The sequence below is a fragment of the Streptomyces sp. TS71-3 genome, assembly GCF_018327685.1.
Lineage (GTDB): Bacteria > Actinomycetota > Actinomycetes > Streptomycetales > Streptomycetaceae > Streptomyces.
Window position 1 is genome coordinate 280,464 of sequence record NZ_BNEL01000003.1, and the last position, 24,261, is coordinate 304,724.

At 71.7% G+C, this 24,261-nt stretch carries 16 protein-coding genes and 1 pseudogene; 7 read left to right on the forward strand and 10 right to left on the reverse strand.

All coding sequences use genetic code 11. The annotated features are described in order from the left end of the window. Positions 1-3: 3 nt before the first annotated feature. From Sm713_RS25805 to Sm713_RS25815, 3 genes are read right to left on the reverse strand one after another with little or no spacing between them, the layout of a single operon-like run. A complete protein-coding gene (locus Sm713_RS25805) occupies positions 4-429 on the reverse strand; it encodes a roadblock/LC7 domain-containing protein (protein WP_212912472.1) in 426 nt (141 codons plus the stop codon). After that, positions 429-3,314 carry a nitrate- and nitrite sensing domain-containing protein gene (locus tag Sm713_RS40675; RefSeq protein WP_249416691.1) on the reverse strand — a complete coding sequence of 962 codons (2,886 nt, stop codon included), beginning with the start codon at positions 3,312-3,314 and terminating at the stop codon, positions 429-431. Before Sm713_RS40675 ends, Sm713_RS25805 begins: the two co-directional genes overlap by 1 nt. 47 nt (positions 3,315-3,361) lie before the next feature. Further along, complete coding sequence (locus tag Sm713_RS25815) at positions 3,362-4,159, reverse strand: MHYT domain-containing protein (RefSeq protein ID WP_212912473.1); 798 nt, start codon at positions 4,157-4,159, stop codon at positions 3,362-3,364. Between the two features lie 665 nt (positions 4,160-4,824). On the opposite strand from Sm713_RS25815, the gene Sm713_RS25820 reads away from it, so the two are divergent. From Sm713_RS25820 to Sm713_RS25830, 3 genes are read left to right on the forward strand one after another with little or no spacing between them, the layout of a single operon-like run. Next, complete coding sequence (locus Sm713_RS25820; protein ID WP_212912474.1) at positions 4,825-5,796, forward strand: ABC transporter ATP-binding protein; 972 nt, start codon at positions 4,825-4,827, stop codon at positions 5,794-5,796. Beyond that, positions 5,793-7,175 carry an ABC transporter permease gene (locus Sm713_RS25825; RefSeq protein ID WP_212912475.1) on the forward strand — a complete coding sequence of 461 codons (1,383 nt, stop codon included), beginning with the start codon at positions 5,793-5,795 and terminating at the stop codon, positions 7,173-7,175. Before Sm713_RS25820 ends, Sm713_RS25825 begins: the two co-directional genes overlap by 4 nt. A 3-nt stretch (positions 7,176-7,178) precedes the next feature. Next, positions 7,179-9,929, forward strand: coding sequence for an alkaline phosphatase family protein (locus Sm713_RS25830; RefSeq protein WP_212912476.1), 2,751 nt, complete (start codon positions 7,179-7,181; stop codon positions 9,927-9,929). Between the two features lie 121 nt (positions 9,930-10,050). Here Sm713_RS25830 and Sm713_RS25835 read toward each other — a convergent pair whose 3' ends face one another. Next, complete coding sequence (locus tag Sm713_RS25835; RefSeq protein ID WP_212912477.1) at positions 10,051-11,409, reverse strand: NAD-dependent succinate-semialdehyde dehydrogenase; 1,359 nt, start codon at positions 11,407-11,409, stop codon at positions 10,051-10,053. A 343-nt stretch (positions 11,410-11,752) separates the two neighbouring features. On the opposite strand from Sm713_RS25835, the gene Sm713_RS25840 reads away from it, so the two are divergent. Further along, positions 11,753-13,081, forward strand: coding sequence for an aminopeptidase C (locus tag Sm713_RS25840; RefSeq protein ID WP_249416692.1), 1,329 nt, complete (start codon positions 11,753-11,755; stop codon positions 13,079-13,081). Between the two features lie 71 nt (positions 13,082-13,152). Here Sm713_RS25840 and Sm713_RS25845 read toward each other — a convergent pair whose 3' ends face one another. Then, on the reverse strand, positions 13,153-13,473 hold the full coding sequence (locus Sm713_RS25845; protein ID WP_212912479.1) for a GYD domain-containing protein: 321 nt from the start codon (positions 13,471-13,473) through the stop codon (positions 13,153-13,155). Between the two features lie 21 nt (positions 13,474-13,494). Then, the gene (locus Sm713_RS25850; RefSeq protein ID WP_212912480.1) at positions 13,495-14,184 is read right to left on the reverse strand and encodes a type 1 glutamine amidotransferase domain-containing protein; all 690 of its coding nucleotides are present in this window, start codon (positions 14,182-14,184) and stop codon (positions 13,495-13,497) included. 491 nt (positions 14,185-14,675) lie between these two features. Here Sm713_RS25850 and Sm713_RS25855 point away from each other — a divergent pair. Together Sm713_RS25855 and Sm713_RS25860 are read left to right on the forward strand one after the other, a co-directional pair. Further along, a pseudogene (locus Sm713_RS25855) lies at positions 14,676-15,782 on the forward strand (ABC transporter substrate-binding protein); the annotation flags it as partial. A 24-nt stretch (positions 15,783-15,806) separates the two neighbouring features. Continuing rightward, a complete protein-coding gene (locus tag Sm713_RS25860) occupies positions 15,807-16,277 on the forward strand; it encodes a GNAT family N-acetyltransferase (RefSeq protein WP_212914834.1) in 471 nt (156 codons plus the stop codon). A 46-nt stretch (positions 16,278-16,323) separates the two neighbouring features. Here the strand turns inward: Sm713_RS25860 and Sm713_RS25865 are convergent, their stop codons facing one another. The 4 genes from Sm713_RS25865 to Sm713_RS25880 all read right to left on the reverse strand — a co-directional run bounded on the left by Sm713_RS25865 (position 16,324) and on the right by Sm713_RS25880 (position 22,890). Next, entirely contained in the window at positions 16,324-17,319 is a 996-nt protein-coding gene (locus tag Sm713_RS25865; RefSeq protein WP_212912481.1) for a phosphotransferase family protein, read from the reverse strand. Positions 17,320-17,549: 230 nt separating this feature from the next. Further along, entirely contained in the window at positions 17,550-19,667 is a 2,118-nt protein-coding gene (locus Sm713_RS25870; protein WP_212912482.1) for a protein-arginine deiminase family protein, read from the reverse strand. Positions 19,668-19,849: 182 nt separating this feature from the next. Next, on the reverse strand, positions 19,850-21,505 hold the full coding sequence (locus Sm713_RS25875) for an L-lactate permease (protein ID WP_212912483.1): 1,656 nt from the start codon (positions 21,503-21,505) through the stop codon (positions 19,850-19,852). Between the two features lie 395 nt (positions 21,506-21,900). Continuing rightward, a complete protein-coding gene (locus Sm713_RS25880) occupies positions 21,901-22,890 on the reverse strand; it encodes a helix-turn-helix transcriptional regulator (RefSeq protein WP_212912484.1) in 990 nt (329 codons plus the stop codon). Between the two features lie 155 nt (positions 22,891-23,045). Here Sm713_RS25880 and Sm713_RS25885 point away from each other — a divergent pair, with 155 nt between their 5' ends. Next, positions 23,046-24,032, forward strand: coding sequence for an aldo/keto reductase (locus Sm713_RS25885; protein ID WP_212912485.1), 987 nt, complete (start codon positions 23,046-23,048; stop codon positions 24,030-24,032). Positions 24,033-24,261: the final 229 nt, after the last annotated feature.

Sequence of the window (24,261 nt, forward strand, 5' to 3'; positions counted from 1 at the left end):
CGGTCACTCCTGGACGGCTACGGCGTCGTCCGTGCGGTACGACACCCCGAGGTGCTCGGCCACCCGCCCCACCAGCCGCGCCATCTCGTAGGCGACCACGCCCACGTCGGCGTCGGCGTCGGTGAACACCGACAGGCAGGTGCCCTCGCCGGCCGCGGCGACGAAGAGGAACCCGTCCTCCAGCTCGACCACCGTCTGCACCACCCGGCCGGCCCGGAAGTGCCTGCCGGCGCCCTTGGCGAGGCTGTGGAAGCCGGAGGCGATGGCGGCGAAGCGCTCCCGGTCGTCACGGGTCAGCTCGCCGGACGCGCCGATGGGCAGGCCGTCGCCGGAGAGCACGACGGCGTGCCTGATCTGCGGCACTTGTGAGACCAGCTCGTCCAGCAGCCAGTTGAGCTCGCCGGACGTCTCCGTCGTCGTCCCGGACATCACGATTCATCTCCCTGTGACGGTATCTCGGAATGGCCCGGATCCCGTGCGGGCGGGGGCGGCACGTTCCCTTCGGGGGTGCGGCCCGGCATCTCCCCGGCAGCGGGCTCCGTCCGTCCCCCGGCACCGTGACCGAGGTCCGAGGCCGCCTGCTCGCCGCGCAGCCATCCGGCGCGCAGCGCCGCCATGGTGGCGCGGGCGCGCTCGGGCGAGCGGGCCGTGGCCGCGGGGTCCGCGATGTGCGGTCCCGAGCGCTGCGGACGGGGCGGGGCGTCCCGCAGCTCCGGCGCGATGTTCGCCTGCCGTACCCGCTTGGGCAGCGGGGCGCCGCCCGTGGAGGACTGCCCGTTCCGCACGGGGAGTTCAGGGGCCGGGGTCTCAGCCCCCTGCGAGGTGGCCGCGTCTCCGGCGGGCGCGGCCCTGTCGACGGGTGCCGTCCCGTCGGCGGGCGCGGTCCCCTCGGCGGGCGCGGCGCCGGGCCGCGGTGCGTCGGCGGGGTCGTGGGCACCCGGCCGCGACGGTTCGGCCGGCCGGACGGCAGGCGTCCCCCGGAAAGGCGTCTCCCAGGCGGGCACCACCTCGACAGGAGCCCCCGGCGGGGGCGCCTCCTGCGGCGGATGCGCCGGAAGAATCGTTTCGTCGCCGGAGGAAACCGCGTGCCGCGTCCGCTCCGGATCGGCGGCGGGTGTCGACGGGGCCCTGGTCGGCCGCGGGGGCACCTGCCGGGGCAGGGGTCCGGCGGGTGCGGCGTGGCGCCGGCCGTTGCCCCGGCCGCCCGGGACGGGCGGGAGTTCCATGGTCGCCGGGCCGCCGGGGTCCTGTGGCCCCGCCGCCGGCGGCTGCTCCAGCAGGGTCTCGGGAACGAGCACGACGGCCGTGACGCCGCCGTACACCGACGGTTTCAGCGCGACCTGGACGCCGCGGCGGTGCGCGAGGCGGTTGACCACGAACAGGCCAAGACGGTCGGTGTCGAGCAGGTCGACCTGGGAGGCGTCCACGATCTTGCGGTTGGCCTGGTCCATGGCCTGGCGGCTCATGCCGAGGCCGCGGTCCTCCACCTCAAGCGCCAGCCCCGCGCCGACCCGTTCGCCGCGCACCTGCACCTTGGTGTTCGGGGGCGAGAAGGCGACGGCGTTCTCGACGAGCTCGGCGATCAGGTGGGTGAGGTCGGCGACGGCCGAGCCGGCCACGTGGACGTCCTCGGCGACCCGGACCTCGACGCGGGTGAAGTCCTCGACCTCCGCGACCGCCGCGCGCACCAGGTCGAGCATCGGCACCGGCCGGCGCCAGCCGCGCACGGGCGCGGCGCCGGAGAGGATGATCAGGCTCTCGGCGTGCCGCCGCATCCGGGTCGTGAGGTGGTCGAGCCGGAACAGGTCCTCCAGCTCGGTGGGGTCCTCGACGCGCCGTTCCATGGTGTCGAGCAGGTCGAGCTGGCGGTGGAGCAGCACCTGGCTGCGGCGCGCGAGTTTCACGTACACCTCGGAGATCCCGCTGAGCACCTCGGCACGCTCGACGGCGGCCTGGAGCGCGGCCCGGTGCACGGCGTTGAGCGCGGCGCCGACCTGCCCGATCTCGTCCTCGCCGCGCCGCCGCACCGGCGCCTCGGCGTCGATGTCCACCTCCTCGCCCGCGTGCAGCCGGCGCAGCGACTGGGGGAGCTTGCTGCCCGCCAGCTCCAGCGCGGAGTTGCGCATCTCGACCAGCTCGACGACGAGGCCGCGGCCGATCTGCATCGAGATCAGCAGGGAGATCAGCACGCCGACGAGGCCGAGGACCACCGCGATGCCGGACTCGCCGAGCACGTCGAGCGCGAGCGGGTCGGCCTGCTTCGCCGCCGCGGTGCTCGCCCCCGCCTCGGCCTTGTCCAGGCCCGCCAGCACGGGTCCCGCGACCTGGTCCCACGTCGCCGTGGTGGCACCGCTCGGGGCGTGGCCGGGCCCGGCGTCCTCGACCACGCGCTCCAGGGACCGCAGTTGCTCGAAGTCCCGGCCCGCCAGGACGGCGCGGTAGGCCGACGCGTCCGACGGGCGCAGGTCGTCCACGGCCGACTGGAACAGCGTCTGCTCGGACTGGGCGGCGCCGACGAAGGAGCGGTAGCGGTCCCCTGGCATCCGCCCGTCCGCCCCGGAGCTGCCGACGACGGCGTCCTCGCGGCTGATCATCTCCCGGGCGCGGGCGAGCTCCTGCACGACGCGCGCCCCCGAGGCGATCGAGGACCCCTGGCCCTGCTCGGCGACGGACGCGCTGATCCCGCTCAGCCCGCCGTCGACGGCGAAGCCGCGGTCGATGGCGTCGGTGTACCGGGTGTAGGCGTCGCCCCAGGTCGCCCTCTTCGCTGCGATCCGCTTCCGCAGTTCGGGCAGCTTGCCGGAGGCGCTGATCAGGTCGCGGGTGCGGGAGGGGAGGTCGGGGCTGAGGGTTGCGGTGTCGGTGCTGCTGGCGCTGATGCCGCGCCGCAGGGCCGCCGCGGCGGCGTCGGTGGTCTTGGCCCTGGCGCCGAGGGTGCCCAGGCGCGCCGGGTCGGGCTTCGCCAGGTAGCGGGCCGCGGCGCTGCGTTCGGCCTGCACGGCCGTGACGTAGTCACCCACCGGTTTCAGGAGGGTCGCGTTGACGTCCTTGAACCGGGTGAGGTCGGAGACGCTCTGGGCGGTGGTGACGGTGGCGAAGGCCCACAGCGCCATCAGCGAGACGACGGGGACCATCAGCAGCGCGACGATCTTCGCCCGCACGGACTGGGGGCGCAGCCGGCCCGGCAGGAGCGAGGCGGCCCCGGTGAGCGGCGGCCGCGGCGCGCGCAGCACGTGCCCCGGTCCGCCGGAGGGTGGGGGTGTCCCGTGGTCGTGGTCGTGCCTGTCCTCGGCCAACACGCGGCTTACACGCATGACTTCCTCGTTCGGTGGTGTGGCTGAGACGTGCGGGTCGGGGGGCGTCAGTCGGAGGGGAGCTCGACACCGTGCGTCTCGACGTCGTACAGGCGCCGCACGGCCGACTCGGACTCCATGCGCTGCTGGGCGGTGGGCGACAGCGCGACGAACGCGGAGGTCAGGAAGAGGAAGGAGCCCAGGACGACGGCGAGCGGGAAGATGAACTCGGTGGCCGTGGCGCCCTGGAGCTCGGCCTGCCCGGGGGCCAGCCGCACGGACACGGCGGCCATGCCGGTGTAGTGCATGCCGCTGACCGCGACGCCCATCACCAGGGAGGCACCGGCGGCGGCCGACGTGCCCTGCACGGTGAGCGCGGCCCACAGGGCGGCGGTCGCCGCGGCGACGGCGATCAGCACGGAGAGGGTCACGAGCAGCGGGGAGTACCCGACGTCGCCGTGCAGCCGCAGCGCGGCCATCCCGATGTAGTGCATGGCGGCGACACCGAGCCCGGTGCCGAGGCCGCCGAGCAGGACGGAGCGGGTGCGCGAACGCCCGTAGCCCGCCGTGAAGACGCCGGCTCCGACCACGAGGATCGCGACGAGCAGGCTGAGCACGGTCAGCGGGACGTTGTAGCGGATGGCGGAGCCGGAGACGCTGAAGCCGAGCATGGCGACGAAGTGCATGGTCCAGATGCCCGAGCCGATGGCGAGGGAGGCCATGGCCAGCCAGTTGCGCCGGCTCGTCCCGGTCGCGGCGAGAGCGCGGACCATGCAGCGCAGGCCGAGCGCCCCGCCGACGCACGCCATCGCGAACGACAGCAAGGGCGTCAACCACCCGTAAGTGAAGTGATGCATACCTCCCACGGGGCTTCCTCTCTCGCCTGGTTGATTCAGGCGACGGACACTAACACAGGAATTTCACATCCATTTGGAGCTCCTCCGTTTTCAGCAGCGGGAGAACACGATTACTCACCGGTATACCGCAAGTAACTGAGAAACCATCACTTTTATAAAGCCCTGACCCCGCCTACCGCCCGAGCATCAAATCTCCCTGAGCGAAGGCCAGTTGGCGACGCGATCCGCGGCCACCGCCCCACTTCCCCGAATCCGCTCGGCGCTTTCTGACGAGCCGTCCGAGACGGCCCCCAGAGGGCTGGGCCAAGGCTCCCGGTCGCCTCCGGTGGGTTATCGGAAAACGACGCAGGGTTGCGTCAGCAATATGCCGTGGTTTACGGCGTGCACGACATGCCATGTTTTATGGGGAATACACAAAAGATCTGTTGAACGGGCCCCCGGATGCGGGTGTCTCATCCCCGGACGTCCCGATGGCCCGTCACATGCCGGAAGACCCGCGCACCCGCCGGTCACGGGGCGCGAAGAAGTGCAGGTCGGCCTGCCGAAGTTATCGACACGGGCGTCCGTAAGGCAGACCTAAGTCGCCTTCCGTTCCGAGAACGTTCAATCGGGCGCCCCTGCCCGCGCCAGGTGCCGATCCTTAGGGTCCTTGAGGATTTCGAAAGAAGGGACTCATGGACACACTCCGCGCAATCCGGGCTCGCGGGATCACCAAGTCTTTCGGCGACGTCGTCGCACTCGACGGCATCGATCTGGATGTGTCGCAGGGGCAGATCCACGGCCTGGTCGGGCCCAACGGCGCCGGCAAGACCACACTGCTCGGCCTCCTGCTGGGTCTGGCCGTCGCCGACGGCGGCAGCCTCGAGATCCTGGGCACGCCGCTCGGGCGGGCGCTCGCCGCTCCCGACTCGGTCGCCGGCTTCGTGGACGGTCCCGGCCTCTATCCCTCCCTCACCGCCAGGCAGAACCTCGCCGCGCTCGCCGCCCTCCGCGGCGGTGCGCAGACGGCGGGGATCGACGCCGTGCTCGACCAGGTCGGGCTCACCGACGTCGCCGACGACCGCGCCCGCGGCTTCTCCCTCGGTATGCGGCAGCGGCTCGGGCTCGCCGCCGCGCTGCTGACCCAACCCCGGCTGCTGGTACTCGACGAGCCGTCGAACGGCCTCGACCCCGCCGGCAAGCGGCACGTGCACGGCGTCCTCACCCGCCTCGCGGCGGAGGGGACCACCGTCGTGCTGTCGAGCCACCGCATGGACGACCTTGAGGCGCTCTGCTCCGAGGTCACCATCCTCTCCACCGGACGGATCGTCTTCACCGGGCCGGTGGACAAGCTCGCCGCCGAGAACCGTGAACTCGACTACCGGCTGATCACCTCCGACGCGGCGGGCGCCCGCCGCGTGGCCGCCGAGGCACCCGGTATCCGGGTCGTCGAGAACACCGCGGCACGGCGCGACACCGAGGCGCTCTTCGTGCGCGCTCTGGTGCCCGCCGTCGACGAGCTGGTGGTGCGGCTCGTGCAGGAGGGCATCGCGCTGCGCGAGCTCTCACCCGTGGTCTCGCCGCTGGAGGCCGCGTTCCTCGCCCTCACGGACCATCCCCCACTGCCTGCGGGGCGTGGGCGGTACCCCCAGGAGGACGGCCGATGACCGCGACCATCGCCGGCGAACGCCCCACCGTCGACGACGGCCAGGCCGGCCGGGCCCGGCCCGTGTCGGTGGCCCGCGGCTACCGCTTCGAGCTGGTCAAGCTCGTCTCGCAGTGGCGGGTCCGGCTGCTGGTGCTCGCCTGCTGGATCGTTCCGGCGCTCTTCGTCGCCGGAGTGAGCCAGCAGAGCACGCTGCCCGTCGACACCCTCTTCGGCCGCTGGATGCTCGCCACGGGGTGGGCCGGGCCGCTGGTGATGCTCGGGTTCGCGGGCCTCTACGCGCTCCCGCTGCTGACCTCGCTGGTCGCCGGCGACGTGTTCGCCTCCGAGGACCGGCTCGGCACCTGGCGCCACCTGCTCGTGGCGGTCCGCTCGCCCCGGCGGATCTTCGTGGCGAAGGTGTCCGCCAGCCTCACCGTCATCGTGCTGCTCGTGGCCGGTCTCGCGGTCTCCAGCGTGGTCGGCGGCGTGCTGGCGATCGGCGGCCACCCGCTGGTGGGCCTCGACGGGCACCTGCTGTCGTCGGGCGACGCCGCCGGCCGGGTCGCACTCGCCTGGCTCAGCGCGCTCGCCCCGACCCTGGCACTCGCCGGGATCGGCCTGCTCGGATCCGTCATGCTGGGCCGGTCCCCGATGGGACTGCTGCTGCCCGCGATCGTCGCGCTCGCGATGCAGCTCCTCCAGATGCTGCCGCTGCCCGTCGCCGTGCGGCTCGCCCTGCCCGGCTACGCCTTCATCTCCTGGAACGGCCTGTTCACCAGCCCGGCGCAGCTCGGCCCGCTGCTGATCGGCGTCGCCGTCAGCCTGGTGTGGGCCGTGGTCGCGACCGCGCTGGCCTACGTGCTGTTCATGCGCCGCGACTTCACCGACCTGAGCTACGACGGCTCCGGCCGCCGCGCGCTCACCGCCGGCATCCTGCCGCTCGCCGGACTGCTCGTCGTCACCGTCGCGGTCGTCGCGCCGGCGACCGGGATCCCGCCCCTGTCGGGCTCGGGGATCGAGCAGGACAAGGTGCAGAGCTCGGTCGCCACGGCGTTCTCCCACCTCTACCGCATGCAGACTCAGCAACTCCACCGCCCTGCGGTCACCGAGGCCCAGCTGAAGTCCTCGGCCGCGTGCACCAAGGGCGGCCAGGACGACGGCGAGGGCGCCGGCAACGACTGGCGCTGCGTCGTCTCCTGGCATCTCCCCGGCGTCAAGGCCACCGGGCAGGCGATCTATCAGCTTGACGTCACCCCGGACGGGCGGTTCATGGCCGATGGCGATGGACCGAAGGAAGTGAACGGCTACTTCCTGGTGCGGACCCCCGAGGGGGACGCACCGAACCCGCTCTGGCAGTTCGACGGCAACGTCGAGCTGCTTCCCACCTCGAAGGGATAAGCAATGCAGGTAACACGCCGCCGCAGGCGTGACGAGAAGGGCGACTCGGGCCTTCTCGGCAGACGGCTCGGCCGCCGGATACCCGTGGTCACGGCAGGCATCTCCGCCATCGGCCTGGTGGCAGCCGGCACGGCCATCGCCCAGACGGACACGTTCGGCAGGGAGCAGGTCGGCCAGGTCACCAAGAACGGGCAGGTCGTCTCCGCCGACCAGTACATCGCCCCCTACGGTGACCGCCTGACCATCGACAACGGCAAGATCATGTCGTCGACGGTCAGCCCGGACGGCAAGCACCTCGCCGCCTCGATCACCGACGGCAACGGCGCGCTGGCCATCGTCGACCTGGACGGCTGGAAGGTGCAGCAGGTCGTCAGCAACGCCGCGTCGTCCACGCCCCGCCTGGCTGGCAACGATGTCGGCCAGGAGGGCCCCACCTACTCGCCCGACGGCAAGCAGCTGTGGCTGGGCCAGACCGACGGCTACACCAAGCTGACCGTGAACGCGGACGGCACCGTCTCCGACCCGGTCTCCATCAAGATCGCGGCGGACGGCCCCAAGCACGCGCTCGTGGCCCAGCCGGTGTTCTCGGCCGACGGCTCGACCGCGTACGCCGCGGTCAACGGCCAGAACAAGGTGGTCGCGCTCGACACGGCGACCGGCGCCATCAAGCAGACCTGGTCCGTGGGCAACGCCCCGCGCGGCATGGTGCAGGTCGGCGACAAGCTCTACGTGAGCAACGAGGGCGGCCGCCCGGCGAAGCCCGGCGAAACCACGATCAACTCCTACAACACCCAGGTGCCGGCCAACCCGGTGACCGGCGCCACCACCACGGGCACGGTCAGCGTCATCAACCTGGCGAAGCCGTCCGCCGCCCCCGCGAGCATCGACGTCGGCCTGCACCCGACCGCGATGTACGCGAAGAAGGGCGCGCTGTTCGTCACCAACACGGCCACCAACGACGTGTCGGTCATCGACACGAAGAAGGACAAGGTCGTCCAGACCATCGCCACGCAGCCGTGGCCGGAGGCGTCCGTGGGCTACGAGCCCAACGCCGTGACGCTCACCGACGACGGCCACCTGCTGGTGACGCTCGGCCGCGCCAACGCGGTCGCCGTCTACAAGTACAGGAGCCCGCAGGAGCCGGTCAGCTACGTCGGCCTGCTGCCCACCGACTACTTCCCCGCGGAGATCGCCACCGTGGGCAAGCAGATCGTGGTCTCCAACACCCGCGGCATCGACGCCCGCCGCCCCACCAGCAGCGCCGGGCACGGCACCCACGACACCACCTCCAGCCTCCAGCGCTTCACGCTGCCGAGCGACAAGGCCATCAAGTCCCAGACGGCCAAGGTCTTCCAGCAGAACGGCTGGACCGACGGCTCGGTCAAGGGCAAGGGCGACATCAAGGCGAAGCCGGTTCCGGTCCCGGCGCGCCTCGGCGCACCCTCGACGATCAAGCACGTCTTCCTGATCGTCAAGGAGAACCGGACCTACGACCAGCTCTTCGGCGACATCCCGGAGGGCAACGGCGACGCGTCGCTGACCCAGTTCGGCGAGAACGTCACGCCGAACCAGCACGCGCTGGCCGAGCAGTTCGGCCTGTACGACAACACGTACGACATCGGCACGAACTCCGCCGAGGGCCACAACTGGCTGATGCAGGCCGACGACCCGGAGTACACCGAGTCCTCGGCCGGCGAGTACCTGCGCAGCTACGACACCGAGGACGACGCGCTCGGCCACCAGAAGTCCGGGTTCATCTGGTCCGGTGTCCAGGCGGCCGGCAAGTCCGTGCGCGACTTCGGCGAGTTCCAGCAGTTCCTGACCAAGCCGTCGAACGCGAGCTGGCAGAACCTGTACTGCGACAGCAAGAACATGGAGTCGACGGGGCAGCCCACCAGCATCCCGCTGGACTCGTCCTCGCCGATCCCGTCGCTCAACGACGTGTCGGTGCACGGCTTCCCGAAGTTCGACACCAGCGTCCCGGACGTCTACCGGGAGCAGATCTGGAAGCAGGACTTCGAGAAGAACGGTCCCGCGAACCTGAACATGTTCTGGCTCTCCAGCGACCACACCGGTGGTCCGGCGAGCCCGGCCGCCCAGGTCGCGGACAACGACCTCGCCGTCGGCAAGATCGTGGACGAGATCTCGCACAGCAAGTACTGGAAGGACTCGGCGATCTTCGTCGCCGAGGACGACTCCCAGGCGGGTCTCGACCACGTCGACGGCCACCGTGCCCCGATCCAGATCATCAGCCCCTGGGCGAAGCACGGCACGGTCGACAGCCACTACTACTCGCAGATCACGATGATCCGGACCATCGAGCAGATCCTCGGGGTCCAGCCGATGAACCAGAAGGACAGCGCTGCGACGCCGATGACCGGGGCGTTCACCTCGCACCCGGACAACACGCCGTTCAAGGCGGTGCCCAACCGGACCTCGCTGACCGACGGCCTGAGCACCCCGCCGTCCTGCGGCGTCGACACCCCGGCGCCCCAGGACCCCAAGGCGGCGCTCCAGCCCGCGACGAAGGTCCCCGCGGACATGCAGCCGCTCGCGGACGAGTGGAAGACCTGGGCGTCGCACCAGCGGCTGACCGGGACGCACGCCCAGGCGGACTTCGCGAACCCGGCCCAGATGAACCACCTCACGTGGTACCAGACGCACAACTGGTCCCAGCCGTACCCGGGCGAGAAGAAGATCTTCGCCCCGAACCAGGTGCCCGGCGCCCTCATCCCGTCGACGGACACCGACTGACGTAATACGAGCGCGGGCACAGCCTGAGCGCGAATGGGCCCCTGGCCGGCGTCACCGCCGTCCAGGGGCCCCTTGCGTGAGTGGCGGGGGCGACCGCACACCGTCCCCGCCGTCGAGCCCCCTAGAGGCGGATCGACTTCTTGTTCATGAACTCCTCGATGCCGAGGGCACCGAGTTCGCGGCCCATGCCGGAGCGCTTGATGCCGCCGAACGGCAGGTCGGCCACGGACCCGCCGGACTTGTTGATGTAGACCATGCCGGCCTCGATCCGGTCGGCGACGCTCCGGTTCCGCTCGGGGTCGGTTCCGAAGACCGCGGCGCCGAGGCCGAACGGCGAGTCGTTGGCGATGGCGACCGCCTCGTCCTCCGTCTCGGCCCGGAACACCATGACGACCGGGCCGAAGATCTCCTCGTGGTAGGCGTCCATCCCCGGTGTCACATCGGTGAGGACGGTGGCCTCCAGGTAGGCGCCGGGGCCGATCCGCTTGCCGCCGGTGCGCAGGGTGGCCCCCTGGCTGACGGCCTTCTCGACCTGGCCGGCCACCTCGTCCGCCGCGGCGACGGACGCGAGCGGCGGCAGGGTCGTCGCCGGGTCGGCGGGGTCGCCGGGCCGGTAGTACTCCGCGACGCGCTTGGTCAGCCCGTCGACGAACTCGTCGTAGATGTCGGACATCACGATCATGCGCTTCGGCGCGTTGCACGACTGCCCGCAGTTGCGCATCCGGGCGGTCGCCGTGGCCTTCACGGTCTCGGCCATGTCGTCGCTGTCCAGCACGATCAGCGGGTCGGAGCCGCCCAGTTCCAGCACGGCACGCTTGAGGTTGCGCCCCGCGTCGGCGGCGACCGAGATGCCGGCCCGCTCGCTGCCGGTCAGCGACACCCCCTTGATGCGCGGGTCCGCGACCACCGAGGGGATCTGCTTGCTGGACGCGAAGACGTTCACGTACGCGTCGTCGGGGACCCCGGCGTCGCGCAGCACCCGCTCGATCGCGGCCGCGGCCCGGGGGCAGATGGAGGCGTGCTTGAGCAGGATCGTGTTGCCCAGCACGAGGTTGGGCGCCACGAAGCGGGCGACCTGGTAGCAGGGGAAGTTCCAGGGCATGACGCCGAGGAGCGCGCCGATCGGCTCCTTGGCGATGACGGCCTTGCCGGTCTTGAGCGCCAGCGGCTCGTCGGCCAGCAGCGCGGGGCCGTTGGTGCCGTAGTACTCGAAGATGTCGACGACGATGCCGATCTCGCCGCGGCCCTCGTTGATCCGCTTGCCCATCTCCAACGTCATGATCGCCGCGAGCTCGTCGGCGCGTTCGGCGAACAGCTCCGCCGCCCGCAACGCGATCTTCGCCCGTTCGGCGACCGGTCGGCGCCGCCAGGACGAGAATCCGCGGTGGACGCGGTCGATCGCCGCCAGGACCTCCTCGTCGCTCGCGTTCGGTACCTCCTCGATCAGTTCACCCGTGGCCGGATCGGTCACTGTGTACATGGGGGACGAACCTCCGTTCACTGCGGCGTGGTGCCGGCAGGTGCACCGACAGCCGGGGACCGTATACTGTATACACGACCTGGGAACAATAGGACCAGGGCACGGTGGCCTGTTCCCGCGTCCTGAGACGGGCACGGCCGCACTCGTGTCCCGCTGGTTCGCCCCCTTCCCCCGCACACCACAGGCATGCCCGCACGCATCGCGCTCGGCGGCGGCTCAGCTCCCACGCGCCGTTGACTCCCGCCGAACGGGCGTGCGACCGTGAGAGCGCGCTCCGCATGAGGGCGCCGGGGAACTGGAGGCAGTGGCTGTGACCTTCGGAAACGATGATTCCCGTCCGGCCGTGGCAGCCGGCCTGACGCCGGATCAGCTGGAGTTCTTCGAGAAGGGGTTCGCGGCCCGGCCGGCGAACCAGCTGATGCAGAACGCCGTCACCCAGACTCCGGTCGACGACGTCGCCCTGGACCGGCGGGTCCTCACGGGCATCGACCACTCGGTCTCCCACCACCTGGACGACTGGAAGGTCACCAACCAGAAGCAGAGCGGGCGCTGCTGGATGTTCGCCGGGCTCAACCTGCTACGGGTCGGCGCCGCACGGAAACTGGGCGTGAGGGACTTCGAGTTCTCCCAGAACCACCTGCTCTGGTGGGACAAGCTGGAGCGGGCGAACTACGTCCTCGAAGCGGTCATCGAGACCTCGGACCGCGACGTGGACGACCGCACCGTGGCGCACCTGCTGGCGGACCCGATCAGTGACGGCGGGCAGTGGAACATGTTCGCGGCGCTCGTCGCCAAGCACGGCCTGGTCCCCAAGTCGGCCATGCCGGAGACCGACAGCTCCTCCGCGACCCGGGCGATGAACCGGGCCCTTCAGACCCTGCTCCGCCAGGGCGCCCGCGACCTGCGCGGGCGGGCGGCCGACGGAGTCGAGGCGCAGCGGCAGCACAAGCGCGAGGTGCTGGCCGCGGTCCACCGGGTGCTCAGCATCCACCTCGGCACGCCCCCGCAGCGGTTCCTGTGGCAGTGGGAGGACAAGGACAGGGAGTTCCACCGCGACGGCTGGCTCACCCCGGCGGAGTTCGCCGCCTCGTACGTGCAGCTCCCGCTGGACGAGTACGTCTGCCTGGTCCACGACCCGCGCGAGTCGAGCCCGGCCGGCCGCACCTTCACTGTCGAGTACCTGGGCAATGTCGTGGACGCCCCGCCGGTGGTCTATCTGAACGCGCGCATCGAGCTGCTGAAGCAGCTGGCCATGGACGCGATCGTCGGCGGCGAGCCGGTGTGGTTCGGCTGCGACGTGGCCAAGATGATGCGCGCCGACGCCGGGGTCTGGGACGCGGGCCTCTTCGACTACGCGGCCGTCTACGACACCCCCTTCACCATGGACAAGGCCGCCCGGCTGCTGCACCACGACACGGAGATGACCCACGCGATGCTGTTCACCGGCGTCGACGTGGTGGACGGCAGCCCGCGCCGCTGGCGGGTGGAGAACAGCTGGGGCGGGGAGAGGGCCGACAAGGGCTTCTGGACCATGAACGACTCGTGGTTCGGCGAGCACGTCTTCGAGATCGCGGTCCGGCGCTCCGCGCTGCCGCCGGAGCTGGCCGGCGCCCTCGACCAGGAGCCGATCGTCCTGCCCGCCTGGGACCCCATGGGTGCCCTCGCCGATTGAGGGACCGGTGCCTTCGGCCCCTGTGCCGGGGCATACGGGCCGAAGGGTGAACCGGGTTCATGCGCCCCGGCTCATGCGCCGGGGGCTCGGAAGGAGACCTGCCTGCGGGTGGCCTCGTCGACCTCCTCGACCGTGAGGAGAGGGGTGGCCCGGGTGCGCACGGCACCGGTGGCCTTGACGGCGAGGCTGACGGCGGCCATGGCGGCCGGGTCCGGCAGGTCGACGATGAGCAGGATGTCGTCGTCCCCGAAGGTGAAGTACACGGTCTCGACCGTTCCCCCGAGGCCGGCGACGACCTGTTCGGCGGCGGCGCGCCGGCCGCTCCCGCCCTCCGCGAGCAGCCCCTTCGTGCCCTCGGGCGTGTAAGCGGCCTGGATGAGGAACTTGGACATGGCTGTACTCCCCGGAGCGCCCTACAGGACCTTGAGAAGCCGTTCGGCCAGAACCCCCGCCGAAGCCGGGTTCTGTCCCGTGAACAGGTTGCGGTCGACCACCGTGTACGGCTTCCACATCTCGCCCTTGGTGAAGTCGACGCCCATGGCCCTCAGCTCGTCCTCCAGCAGCCACCGGGCCCTCGGGGCGAGGCCGACGGCGTTCTCCTCGTCGTTGGTGAAGCCGCTGACGCGGTAGCCCTCGAACGGCGACCTGCCGTGGATCCTGGTGGCCAGCATGGCGGCCGGGGCGTGGCAGACGACCGCGAGGGGCTTGCCGGAGGCGAGCGCCGCGGTCAGCAGCCGGCCCGCGTCGGCGTCGACGCACAGGTCCTCCATGGGGCCGTGGCCGCCCGGGAAGTACACGGCGTCGTAGTCCTCCAGGCGGGCTTCCGACAGCCGGATGGGGCGGCGCATCACCTCCGCGTCGCGGATGATCTCCTCCAGTTGCAGGGCCATCTTCTCGCTGCCGGCCATCTCGGGCCGCAGGCTCATCATGTCGACGTTCGGGATCACGCCGCGGGGCGTGGCGACCACGATGTCGTGTCCGGCGTCGGTGAGCGCCTTGTAGGGGGCCGCGAACTCCTCGGCCCAGTAACCCGTCGCGTACCGGGTGCCGTCCTTCAGCGTCCAGTACCTCGCGCCGGTCATCACGAACAGCAGCTTCGCCATCAGGCCACCGCCTCTCGGTATCCGTATCCGCAGGGCTGATCGGGTCAGATATGTCCTGAATATCTACCCTATGGCCTAATGTGCTCTCTGTCTTTTCGAGGGGCCGCACGGCGGTCGGTGCCCGCGTGCGGCCGGTCTCGGCAGGGCTCCCGCGACCGGCCTCAGCAAGGCTCCCGCCAGGTCCCCAGTTCCGGCCGCTCCATGCGCACGGTGGCCGACCGGTGAACCGTTCACGCAGCCCCAGCCAACTCGGCCGTATCGGGCAGGTGGCTTGTCGAACGCCGGCTGGGCGTGGCTACCGGGCAGACGGCCGGCCCGACCCAGGGAACGAATAATCGGTTGCCTACCGGCGAGGGCGCTGGGTCCAATGATCGGCACGATCACCCGGGCAACCGCCCCGCGGCAGGCGTGAGGAAGGCGGAGCGCCGGCCCCGGCCGACGCGCGTTCCGGGCCGTCCGCCACGGCTTCGCCCCAGGGGAGGCGCCACCCGATGAACACGCCACCATCGCCGCCCGGAGCGGATCACGCGTCCGGGCCGTCCGTCCGCCTTGGCGTTCTCGTCCCGCTGACGCCGCCCGGCTGGGTCGAGGCGGGCCGGCACCTGCTCGCGGGACTCGACCTGGCCGTCCGCGAGGTCAATGACGCGGGCGGGATCGGCGGGGCGCCACTGGAACTGGTGGTCCGCGACACCGCGGCCGATCCGGAGCGGGCGGCGGCGGCCGTGGAGGAGCTGGCCGGCCTGGGCGCGGCAGCGGTGGCGGGCGAGTACCACAGCGTCGCCGCCCGCGCCGCCGCCACCCGGGCCGACGCCCTCGGCCTGCCGTTCCTCTGCTCGTCCGCGGTGCTCGACGCGCTCACCGAGGAGCCGGCGGAGCGGGTCGCGCGCCTGGCCCCGGCCCAGTCCCACGGCTGGCGGATCTACGCGGACTTCCTCCTTGCCGCGGGCCGGAGCCGGATCGCCGTGGCGACCCAGCGGAGCGCTTACTGGGCGTCCGGGACCCGCATCCTGCGGGACCGTCTCGTGCCCCGCGGCGGCACCGTCGTCGAACTCGACGCGGACACGCTCACCCCTGAGGCCCTGTGCGACGCGCTGGTCGACCACGGCGCGACGGCGCTCCTCCTGCTGGCCGGCCTGCCCGAGCCGGCGGTGCCGATCGTCAGGGCCGTGCGGGCCGACCGGCGGCTCGCGGAGATCCTGATCGGCGCCCCGGCCGGACAACCGGAGTTCGCCGGATGGGCCGCGGCGCTGGGCGCCGGCGGCGCCGGGATCCCGTTCCTGCGCTACCTGCCCGAGCACCTCGGCCCGCTCGGCGAGCGCGTCGGGAAGGAACTCCGCGCCCGGCTCGGCGAAGCCCCCTCCTTCGTCGCCTTCGAGGGCTGGGACACCATCGCCGTCCTCGCCGAGGCGCTGCGTGCGAACGGCACGGACCGGGCGGCCATCGCCGCGTCATGGCCGCGCACGGCGGTCGAGGGCACCCGCGGCCCGATCCGGTTCTCCCGGGCGCCGGGCACCGGCGTCTGGCAGTGGACCTGGGCACCGGTCCAGGTCGCCGACCGGGACCCGGCGGAGCCGGGCCGCCTCCGTGTCCTCCACACCGCCCCCACCGGTCCACGCCGGTCCGTGCTGATCAGGGCGGCCCGCGCCGACGAAGCTGACCTCCTCACGGAACTGGCGCTTAGGTCGAAGGCGCACTGGGGCTACGACGAGGCCTTCATCAAGGCATGCCGTGAGGAACTGACCATCCTGCCGGCCGAGGTGGACAGCCGGCGGATCCGCGTCGCCGAGTCGGACGGCCGCCTCGCGGGCTTCGTCTCCGTGCAGGGAGAGCCGCCGGAAGGTGAGGTGGGCATGATGTTCGTCGACCCGGAGTTCATCGGGCAGGGCGTCGGGCGCCTGCTGTTCGGCCGGGCCCTCACCGTCGCGAGGAACGCCGGTTTCGTCCGGCTGACGATCGACTCGGACCCCAACGCGGAGCCGTTCTACCGCGCGATGGGCGCGACACGCATCGGCACGGCACCGTCCGGATCCATCCCGGGCCGGGTACTCCCCCTGCTGGAGATCACCCTCGGGGATCGCGCCGGCGACGGCTGACCGGCCTCCTTGGAGGAGGGGTTCTCGACCCTCCACCGTCGCGTCTTCAACTCGCCGGGACCATGGTCAGCGCCTCGTTCAGGTGATGCTCGGCGATCCCTCTCATGAACTCCCGATCGGGGAAGTCCCCGTCGAGCAGGCGCAGCGGGCCGGCTGTCAACGACAGATGCTGGGTGAGTTCGTAGAGCGCGAGGCGGTCCTCGTCGAGTCCGTCGACCGCCAACTGCTGGTACTGGCCGAGGGTATGGCGGAGACGGAGGAACACGTGCTCCCACTCGACGTCGAAGTACAGCAGGTTCTCGATGTCGATCACGACGGGATGGCCGTCCCGGTCGACCATGACGTGGTCCAGGCCCAGCTCGCCGTGGACGACCGAGTACTCGGCACGCGGCCGCACCGCCGCGGTCAACTGACGCAGTCGCTCCTCCAACCGATCGTGGACGTCGGCGATCCTCTGGTCGCGAGTGGTGGCCTCGGCGAGGCAGCGCAGTGCGAAGGCGAGTGCTGCCTGCTCGCACGAGGCCGAGCGTGACGTGCCGCCCCCGTCGATCAGGGCCACCTTGCCGAAGGACGGCGCCCTGTGGCCACGCATCACCGCCAGGCTCTCAGCGAGGCGCATCATGGTCGGCTCCGCGGCGCGTGGGTCGCGGTTGCGCAGGTCCATCAGGTCCTCGCCGGGCACGTCCTCGACGATCGCGAGGTCGGCCGGGTAGTGGGTGCGGTCACGGTCGACCAGGTGGATCTCAAGGACTCGAAGGCCCAGCGCCTCCAGCCGCGCGTGCGCGGCCTCGAACAGGTCGAGCCCGATGCCGGGCGAGAACGGGTCGGCGAGGTCGCCGTCGTGCTCGGTGATCGGCCAGTAGTTCTCGGAGTCCTCCCACAGATAGGCTATCGCCGTCATGGTGTCGTCCATGGTCAGCCGGTAGACGCCCTTCGTGGTGCCGCCCGCGAGTCGCTCGACCGCCTCCAGTCGTCGCCCACCACCCAGCGCAGCCCGTGCGGCACCCTCCAACTGATCGCGCGTCACTTTCCTGGGTGCCATGCCCGCAACCCGCCTTCCGCCTCGATGACTGGGGCACCCTACGCGAGTCATCGGTCAAAGCTGAACGAATTGTTCCAAGGCGTCAGCGTGATCCAGGAACAGGCACCAGAGGGCATGTCACCCCATGCACTGACGTCGTTTCTCGTGAACACTCGCACGCCCACAGCGGTGACCGCACGACACCGCCTTCGGCGCGCCCCCCGCGGAAGGAGGCGCCGCCGTGCCGCCCGTCAGCCGTGGTTCGGCGCCCACCACCGCTGGTCCGCGCCGAGCACGTCCCGCAGGGTGTTCGTCGCGCAGTGGATCTCGCCCTCGGACACGTGCGGTGACGTCAGGTCGTCCAGGTAGGTGACCTGGTAGCCGGTCTTCTCGAACGCCGCCGAGATCGCCTCGGCGAAGACGTCCTTGCCGTCCACGACGGGCCCGTACGGCTTCGGCGAGACGTACCGGCCGCCGTTCAGCACCAGGCCGTTGACCGGTCCCGGGATCTCCGCGACCCCTTCGCGCATGGCGCCCAGCTTGGCGACGGCGTCGTCCTTCTCCTCGCCGGGCTCCATGCTGTCGATCTCGGACTGGAGCAGGTGGTAGTCCATCCCCCGCGCGGTGAACAGCGACGGGATCCGCACGATGTCCGCGTCCGTCAGGCCGGCCTTCTGCTTCAGGACGGCGACGTTGGCGGCGATCTTCTCGGCGGCGATCCGGTTGGTGTCGACGAACTGCTCGTCGGCGAGGAACTCGTTCGTGGTGCGCTGGTCGAGGTACGTGTCGTAGGGCCAGTCGAGCTTCGGCAGCCCGCCGTGCATGATCTCGTCGCCGTGCCCGGCCTTCCGCACGTCCTTCAGGAGCCGCATCCCGGCGGTCGGGTCGGCGACCACGGCGCGCCAGCCGAGCCGGCTGCCCGGCGCGGGCACGAACTGCACGAACTCGTCGATGTGGCCGACGCTGAGCCAGGAGGTGTCCAGCGACAGCGGGTCCTGCATCCCCTGCGAGCGCAGGAGCGTGAGCACCTCCGAGGCGGGGCCGGTCCTGCCGGGCGCGTAGCCGGCGCCGCCGACGACGATCTGCCCGGCGGGGTGGCCGGGGGTCGGCGGGATGGTCTCCAGGTTGCCCATGGAGTCGTAGCTGCTGTTCTCGTCCTCGGTGGGCACGTGCTCGATGTGCACGGCGGCCACGTCGTGCCCCGCGAGCTCGGTGAACGCGACCCGGGACGCCACCCGGCGGTTGTCGTTGACGGAGCCGATCAGGACGTGCATGCCCTGCGGCTTCCCGCCGGCGCCCGGGATGGACGTGTACGCGGGCTCGAAGATGTCCTGCGCCCACTCGTCGCCGCCGGTGTCGAGGGTGCGCATGCCGTCCTCGGCGCCGCCGTCCTCCGCGGCCGCCCGCACGCCGTCGCGCCAGGCGCTGCCCACGGTGTCGCTCTTGTCCGGGACGGCGGTGAGCACCTGGTCCAGCTTCTGGGTGTTGAGCTGGGTGAGGACCGGGGCCTCGCGCAGGGGCACGGTGTCCGAGGCACCGGCGCCGTCCGCGGTGACCGTGAGCGTCACGTCGGCGCGGCCGTCCCAGACGGCCCAGTCGCGTACGACGTCGCGGCCCTCGATGCCGAGCTCCACACCGTGCCGCAGCTCGTCCGCGGTGAGGACGGTCTTGCCGGTGACCAGCTCCCACCCCTGGGGCGCGCTGCTTCCGGGGCGCTTGACGAACAGGTGCACATGGGGGGCGGCCTGCTCGGAGACGGTGACCCGGCCGGTCGCGCCCGCGGGGGCGGCCTTGAAGGGAACGGTCCTGATCCGGGCCAGGTCGGCAGCGTCCTGCGCACCGTTCACGACCGTGTCGGCGGCGTCGTTGCAGGCGGCCATATCGCGGTCGGCCTCGTTCTGGTCCTTCTGGTGGCTGCGCCGCAGCTCCTGGTACTCCTGGTTCGCCTTCTCCTGGTCGGGCTCCTTCTCCAACTCGGCCTTCTTCGCGTAGAAGGCCGTGTCGTTGGCTGCCTCCCGGTCGACGGCGTCCGCGGCGATCTTCTTCGCGGGTGCCCGGCAGGCGACGGCGTCGTCGTCGATGTTGGGGAGGAACAGCGCCGTTCCGGCCGCGGCGGAGTCCGCGCCCGCCATGTCGATCCGGCCGGTCCGGGCTCCGTCGGCGCGCAGGTCGGCGACGGGCGTGGGCGCCGCGGAGGCGGGCAGGGCGAATCCGACCACGGCGGCGGTCACGGCGACGGCGGTGAACAGGCCCCGGCGGCCCCGCGGAGTGGACAGGCCCCGGCGGCTGGACCCGTTGTGGCGGGTGGCCCCGTCGTGGTCAGTTGCCCCGTCATGGCGGGGAGACGGGCTGTGGGGGGTGCGTTTCATAGCGGCTCATACCTCTGTCTCGGCTGAGCCGCATGTTCGCCGAGGGTTGTAAGTTTCCTGTCAGAGAGCTGACTTCTTCGTGTTTCGCCCGGCCGGAGCGGCCCACCGTGGACCGCCCCCCCACCGCGGGTGTAGCCGACGCACCGCCCGCACCGGACGTCGCCGGAGCACCGCCCCGCCGATCAGCCCCCCACCACCATCCAGCCCAGCACCGCCGTGGACTGGAGGTAGACGATGACGCACAGCAGCGCCAGCATCACGACGCTCCAGCCGAACACGCGCCGGAACAGCGTGCCTTCGGCGCCCACCAACCCCACCGCGGCCGTGCCGATCGCGAGGTTCTGCGGGGAGATCATCTTGGCCAGCACGCCGCCCGTGGTGTTCGCGGCGCCGAACAGGATCGGCGAGGCGTGCAGCTGGTGCGCCGCGGTCAGCTGCAACCCGCCGAAGAGCGCGTTGGAACCCGCGTCCGTCCCCGTCACCGCGACGCCGAACCAGCCGACGAGCGGTGCGAGGAAGGCGAAGAGCGAACCGGTCTGCGCGAGCCAGATGCCGAGCGTGGTGATCTGGCCCGACAGGTTCATCACGTACGACAGCGCGAAGACGCACAGCACGGTGAAGATCGCCCAGCCGAACTGCCGCAGGGTGGCCCCGTACACCTGGAGCGCGCGCAGCGGCCCCACCCGCAGCACGACGGCCGTCAGGATGCCGGAGACGAACAGCAGCGTGCCGGCCGTCGACGCCCACGGCACGGCGAACACCGTGGCGACTGGCGCACCGTCGCCGGCGTGGATGCCGGCGAGGCCCGGCCACTGGAAGCTGTTCGTGCCCTTGGCGAGCCATTCCTTGATCGGGCCGATCTGGGCGAGCGAGAACAGCACGACGACGATCAGGTAGGGGGCGAACGCGAGCACCTTGTCCGCACGCGGATCGGTTCCGTCCGGGCGGCCGGCCCGGCGCTCGGCCACCGGATCGTGGTCGACGGACCCGCCCGCGATGACGGGCGGTACGGCCCGCCCGGCCGGGGCGTCGGAGGGCTGCCACACGCGGTTGAGCGCGACGACGGCGCCGGCGGAGACGATGGCGGCGAAGATGTCGCCGAGCTTGTAGCTCCAGTAGTTGGCGAGTGCGAACTGCGTGACGCCGAAGGTGAGTCCGGCGGTGAGCGCGGCCGGCCACACCTGCTTGAGGGCGCGCGGGCCGTCGGCGATGGCCACGAGCAGGAACGGCACGAGGACGGCGAGGATCGGCGCCTGGCGGCCGGTCATGGCGCCGTAGTCGTCGGGGTTCAGATGGGTGACCGTGCCCAGGACGGTGATCGGGTTGCCCATGCCGCCGAAGGCGACGGGCGCGGTGTCCGCGAGGAGGGCGATGACGGCCGCCTTCAACGGCTGGAACCCGGCGGCCACCAGCATCACCGAGCAGATGGCGATGGGCGAACCGCCACCGGCCAGCGCCTCCAGCAGCGCGCCGAAGGAGAACGCGATGACGATCGCCTGGATCCGCTTGTCATCGCTGATCGCGGCGAACGCCCTGCGCAGCACGGCGAAGTGCCCGGTCTCCACGGTGAGGTTGTAGATCCAGATCGCGTTGAACGTGATCCACAGGACGGTGATCACACTGTTCGCGGCCCCGTACCCGGCGGCGTCGAACGTCATGCCGACGGGCATGTCGTACGCGAACACCGCGACGAGCAGGGAGACCACGAACGCGGCGAGCCCCGCCCACTGCGCCTTCCAGCGGAAGACACCGAGCAGGACGAGGACGGTGAGCAAGGGAACGGCGGCGACCAGGGCCGACCAGCCGACGGATTCCAGGGGCAGGTTCTGCGTGTACATGGGAGCCGTGGCCCACCCTCCCGTTCGGTCCGCGCGACGTTGTGCCCCCGTGCATTCAATGACGTGAACAACGTCTCTCTATGTGTTGCGCCATGGTGCCATCGGGACAGGAGCCTAGGAAGGGCTCTGCACCAAGCGCTTTACGGCTGTTGGGTCCGGGGCGCCGGCGCGTGGCCGGGACGGGGTCCCGGCGCGCGGCGTGGGAGCGGTGCCCGGGCGGGGAACAGGCGCGGCGGCCGCCGAACGCGTTTGCAGCGTTGCGGCGCAAGCCCACACGGCCTGGTCCCGGCCCGGTGGTTCCGGACCGCGAGCGTGCCGCACGCGCCTGCGTTCTGAACATTCCTGCGGAGCGGTACGCCTGCCCCGCCGGGACAGTCGTTCACCCAGCCCCGCGATCAGGCGGGCAGCGTCCCGGTGCCCGCGGTGAGCTGCTCGCCGAGCGGTGTCCGCAGGTACCGCAGCCGCCGGCCGGCTCGCTCCGCGACGACCAGGCCGGCGTCGCGCAGGATGGTCAGATGGTGCGAGGCGGTCGCCGGGGCCAGCCGGAGGGCGTCGGCGACCTCCCCGGTGGTGCTGGGGACCGCCAGCAGGGTGAGCACCGCCGCCCGGGTGGGGCCGAGCAGGGCGGCCAGGGCGGAGCCGGGTTCGAACTGCCGGGCCGGGTCCCAGAGGCGGCCGTATCCGCGCGGCGGGTACCACAGGGCCCGGCCCGTCGGTGCCTCGGTCATGGTGTGCACCAGCGGGCCGGCGAACCCGGCCGGCATGAGGGCGAGCGGATGCCCGTCCAGTTCCCACTCCCGGCTCTTGGCATGGCCCAGCCGCAACGCAGAGCCGTCCCAGTCCAGTTGAGGATGCACGTCCTCCAGCAGGGCGCGCGGGCCCAGTTCGGCGGCGGTCCGGGCGCGCTGCGCGATCTCGGCCTCGGCCACCGCGCGCAGCCGCGGCCAGAGGGGCGCGATGGCCAGCCGGAAGTAGCGGCGGATCTGCTGGATCAGGTCGGCCAGCCCGCCCGCCGGGTCGGTGGCGAACCGGACGATCCCCGGTGGCGCCGGGTGGCCGGCCCAGGCGGCGCCGACCTCCTCGGCGACCCGGTCGAGCGGGGTGGCGGCCAGCACCCGCACCTCATCCTCCAGGCTGGGCCGCGCGGTGGCCGGGACGGGAGTGAGGAAGTCCGGCACGTAGCAGGCCGGGCCGCGGACCACCGCAAGCATCGTCTCCAGGCCGGCCCGGGCCACCAGCGGTCGCACCCTGGCCCGCCAGGAGCCGTACATCCGGAACCTGTTCGGCTGGTTCAGCACGAAGCTGCTGGTCACCACCTCGACCATGGGCGAGTGGGCGAGCCTGAGCCTGGTCAGGTCGGCAGCGCTGAAGGCGATCCGGAGCACGGTGCCATTCGAGCACAGTCGAACGGTTCGTCGGCAGCCGTCCGCCGATCCTACGGTCGGAGCCCACCCGGGCCGGACCGGCCGTCGCGCGCCCGACCGCATCGGCCGCGCACGCTCCGGTCCGGCCCGACACCGGGCCGGCAGAACGGAATCCCATGAAGTACCGCACCATCGGCACCAGTTCGACCACGCGCCGCGAGGTCAGCGTCCTGAGCCTGGGAGCCATGCTCTTCGGCACCGCGACCGACGAGGCCACGTCGTTCGCGATCCTCGACCGCTACGTCGAGGCGGGCGGCACGTTCGTCGACACCGCGAACAACTACGCGTTCTGGGTGGGCGGCACCCAGGGCGGCGAGAGCGAGGCGCTGGTCGGGCGGTGGCGCCGCAGCCGCGGCGTCGGCCGGGAGGTCGTGATCGCCAGCAAGGTCGGCGGCAGACCGTCGCGCCCGACCACCACCTTCATCAACGACCTGGAGGGCCTGTCCGCGCCCGTGATCAGGGAGCAGGCGGAGCGGAGCAGGGAACGGCTCGGCGTGGAGACCATCGACCTCTACTACGCGCACCTGGAGGACGCGAAGACGCCGGTGGACGAGACCGTGGAGGCGTTCGCCGAACTGGTCGCGGACGGCACCGTGGGCCTCGTCGGCGCCAGCAACCACTGGATATGGCGGGTCGAGCGGGCCAGGAGGGTGGCAGCGGCGGCCGGACTGCCCGGCTACGAGGTCCTCCAGTACCACCACAGCTACCTGCGGATGCGCACCGACATGCCCAGCCTGCGCTCGGCCGACGGCAACCTCGGTGTCGTGTCCGGCGATCACCTCAGCTACCTGCGGGACGACCCCCGCCTCACGCTCGTGGGGTACTCGCCGCTGCTCGGCGGCGCCTACGTGCGCCCCGACAAGCCGCTCGACCCCGAGCACGACCACCCCGGCACCCCGGCCAGGCTCGCGGCGCTGCGCGAGGTGGCCGCGGACGCGGGGGCGACCCTCAACCAGGTCGTGCTGGCGTGGATGATCGGCGCGGAGGTACCGGCGATACCGCTTGTCGGTGCCTCGTCGGTCGCGCAGCTCGACGAGAGCCTGGCGGCCGTCGACCTGGAGCTCACCGCCGAGCAGCGGGCGAAGCTGGATGCGGCGATGTAGCCGGACGCGACGAGGCAGCCGGACCCGGCGATACAGCCGGACCCGGCGATACAGCCGGACCCGGCGATACAGCCGGACCCGGCGATACAGCCGGACCCGGCGATACAGCCGGACCCGGCGATACAGCCGGACCCGGCGATACAGCCGGACCCGGCGATACAGCCGGACCCGGCGATACAGCCGGATCCGGCGATGTGACCGACCGGGCCGGTGACGGTGCGGGCGCCGG

Coding starts and splice junctions, on each gene's coding strand:
- Sm713_RS25805 (WP_212912472.1), bottom strand. CDS start 429: ATGTCCGGGACGACGACGGAGACGTCCGGCGAGCTCAACTGGCTGCTG.
- Sm713_RS40675 (WP_249416691.1), bottom strand. CDS start 3,314: ATGCGTGTAAGCCGCGTGTTGGCCGAGGACAGGCACGACCACGACCAC.
- Sm713_RS25820 (WP_212912474.1), top strand. CDS start 4,825: ATGGACACACTCCGCGCAATCCGGGCTCGCGGGATCACCAAGTCTTTC.
- Sm713_RS25825 (WP_212912475.1), top strand. CDS start 5,793: ATGACCGCGACCATCGCCGGCGAACGCCCCACCGTCGACGACGGCCAG.
- Sm713_RS25830 (WP_212912476.1), top strand. CDS start 7,179: ATGCAGGTAACACGCCGCCGCAGGCGTGACGAGAAGGGCGACTCGGGC.
- Sm713_RS25835 (WP_212912477.1), bottom strand. CDS start 11,409: ATGTACACAGTGACCGATCCGGCCACGGGTGAACTGATCGAGGAGGTA.
- Sm713_RS25845 (WP_212912479.1), bottom strand. CDS start 13,473: ATGTCCAAGTTCCTCATCCAGGCCGCTTACACGCCCGAGGGCACGAAG.
- Sm713_RS25850 (WP_212912480.1), bottom strand. CDS start 14,184: ATGGCGAAGCTGCTGTTCGTGATGACCGGCGCGAGGTACTGGACGCTG.
- Sm713_RS25865 (WP_212912481.1), bottom strand. CDS start 17,319: ATGGCACCCAGGAAAGTGACGCGCGATCAGTTGGAGGGTGCCGCACGG.
- Sm713_RS25870 (WP_212912482.1), bottom strand. CDS start 19,667: ATGAAACGCACCCCCCACAGCCCGTCTCCCCGCCATGACGGGGCAACT.
- Sm713_RS25875 (WP_212912483.1), bottom strand. CDS start 21,505: ATGTACACGCAGAACCTGCCCCTGGAATCCGTCGGCTGGTCGGCCCTG.
- Sm713_RS25885 (WP_212912485.1), top strand. CDS start 23,046: ATGAAGTACCGCACCATCGGCACCAGTTCGACCACGCGCCGCGAGGTC.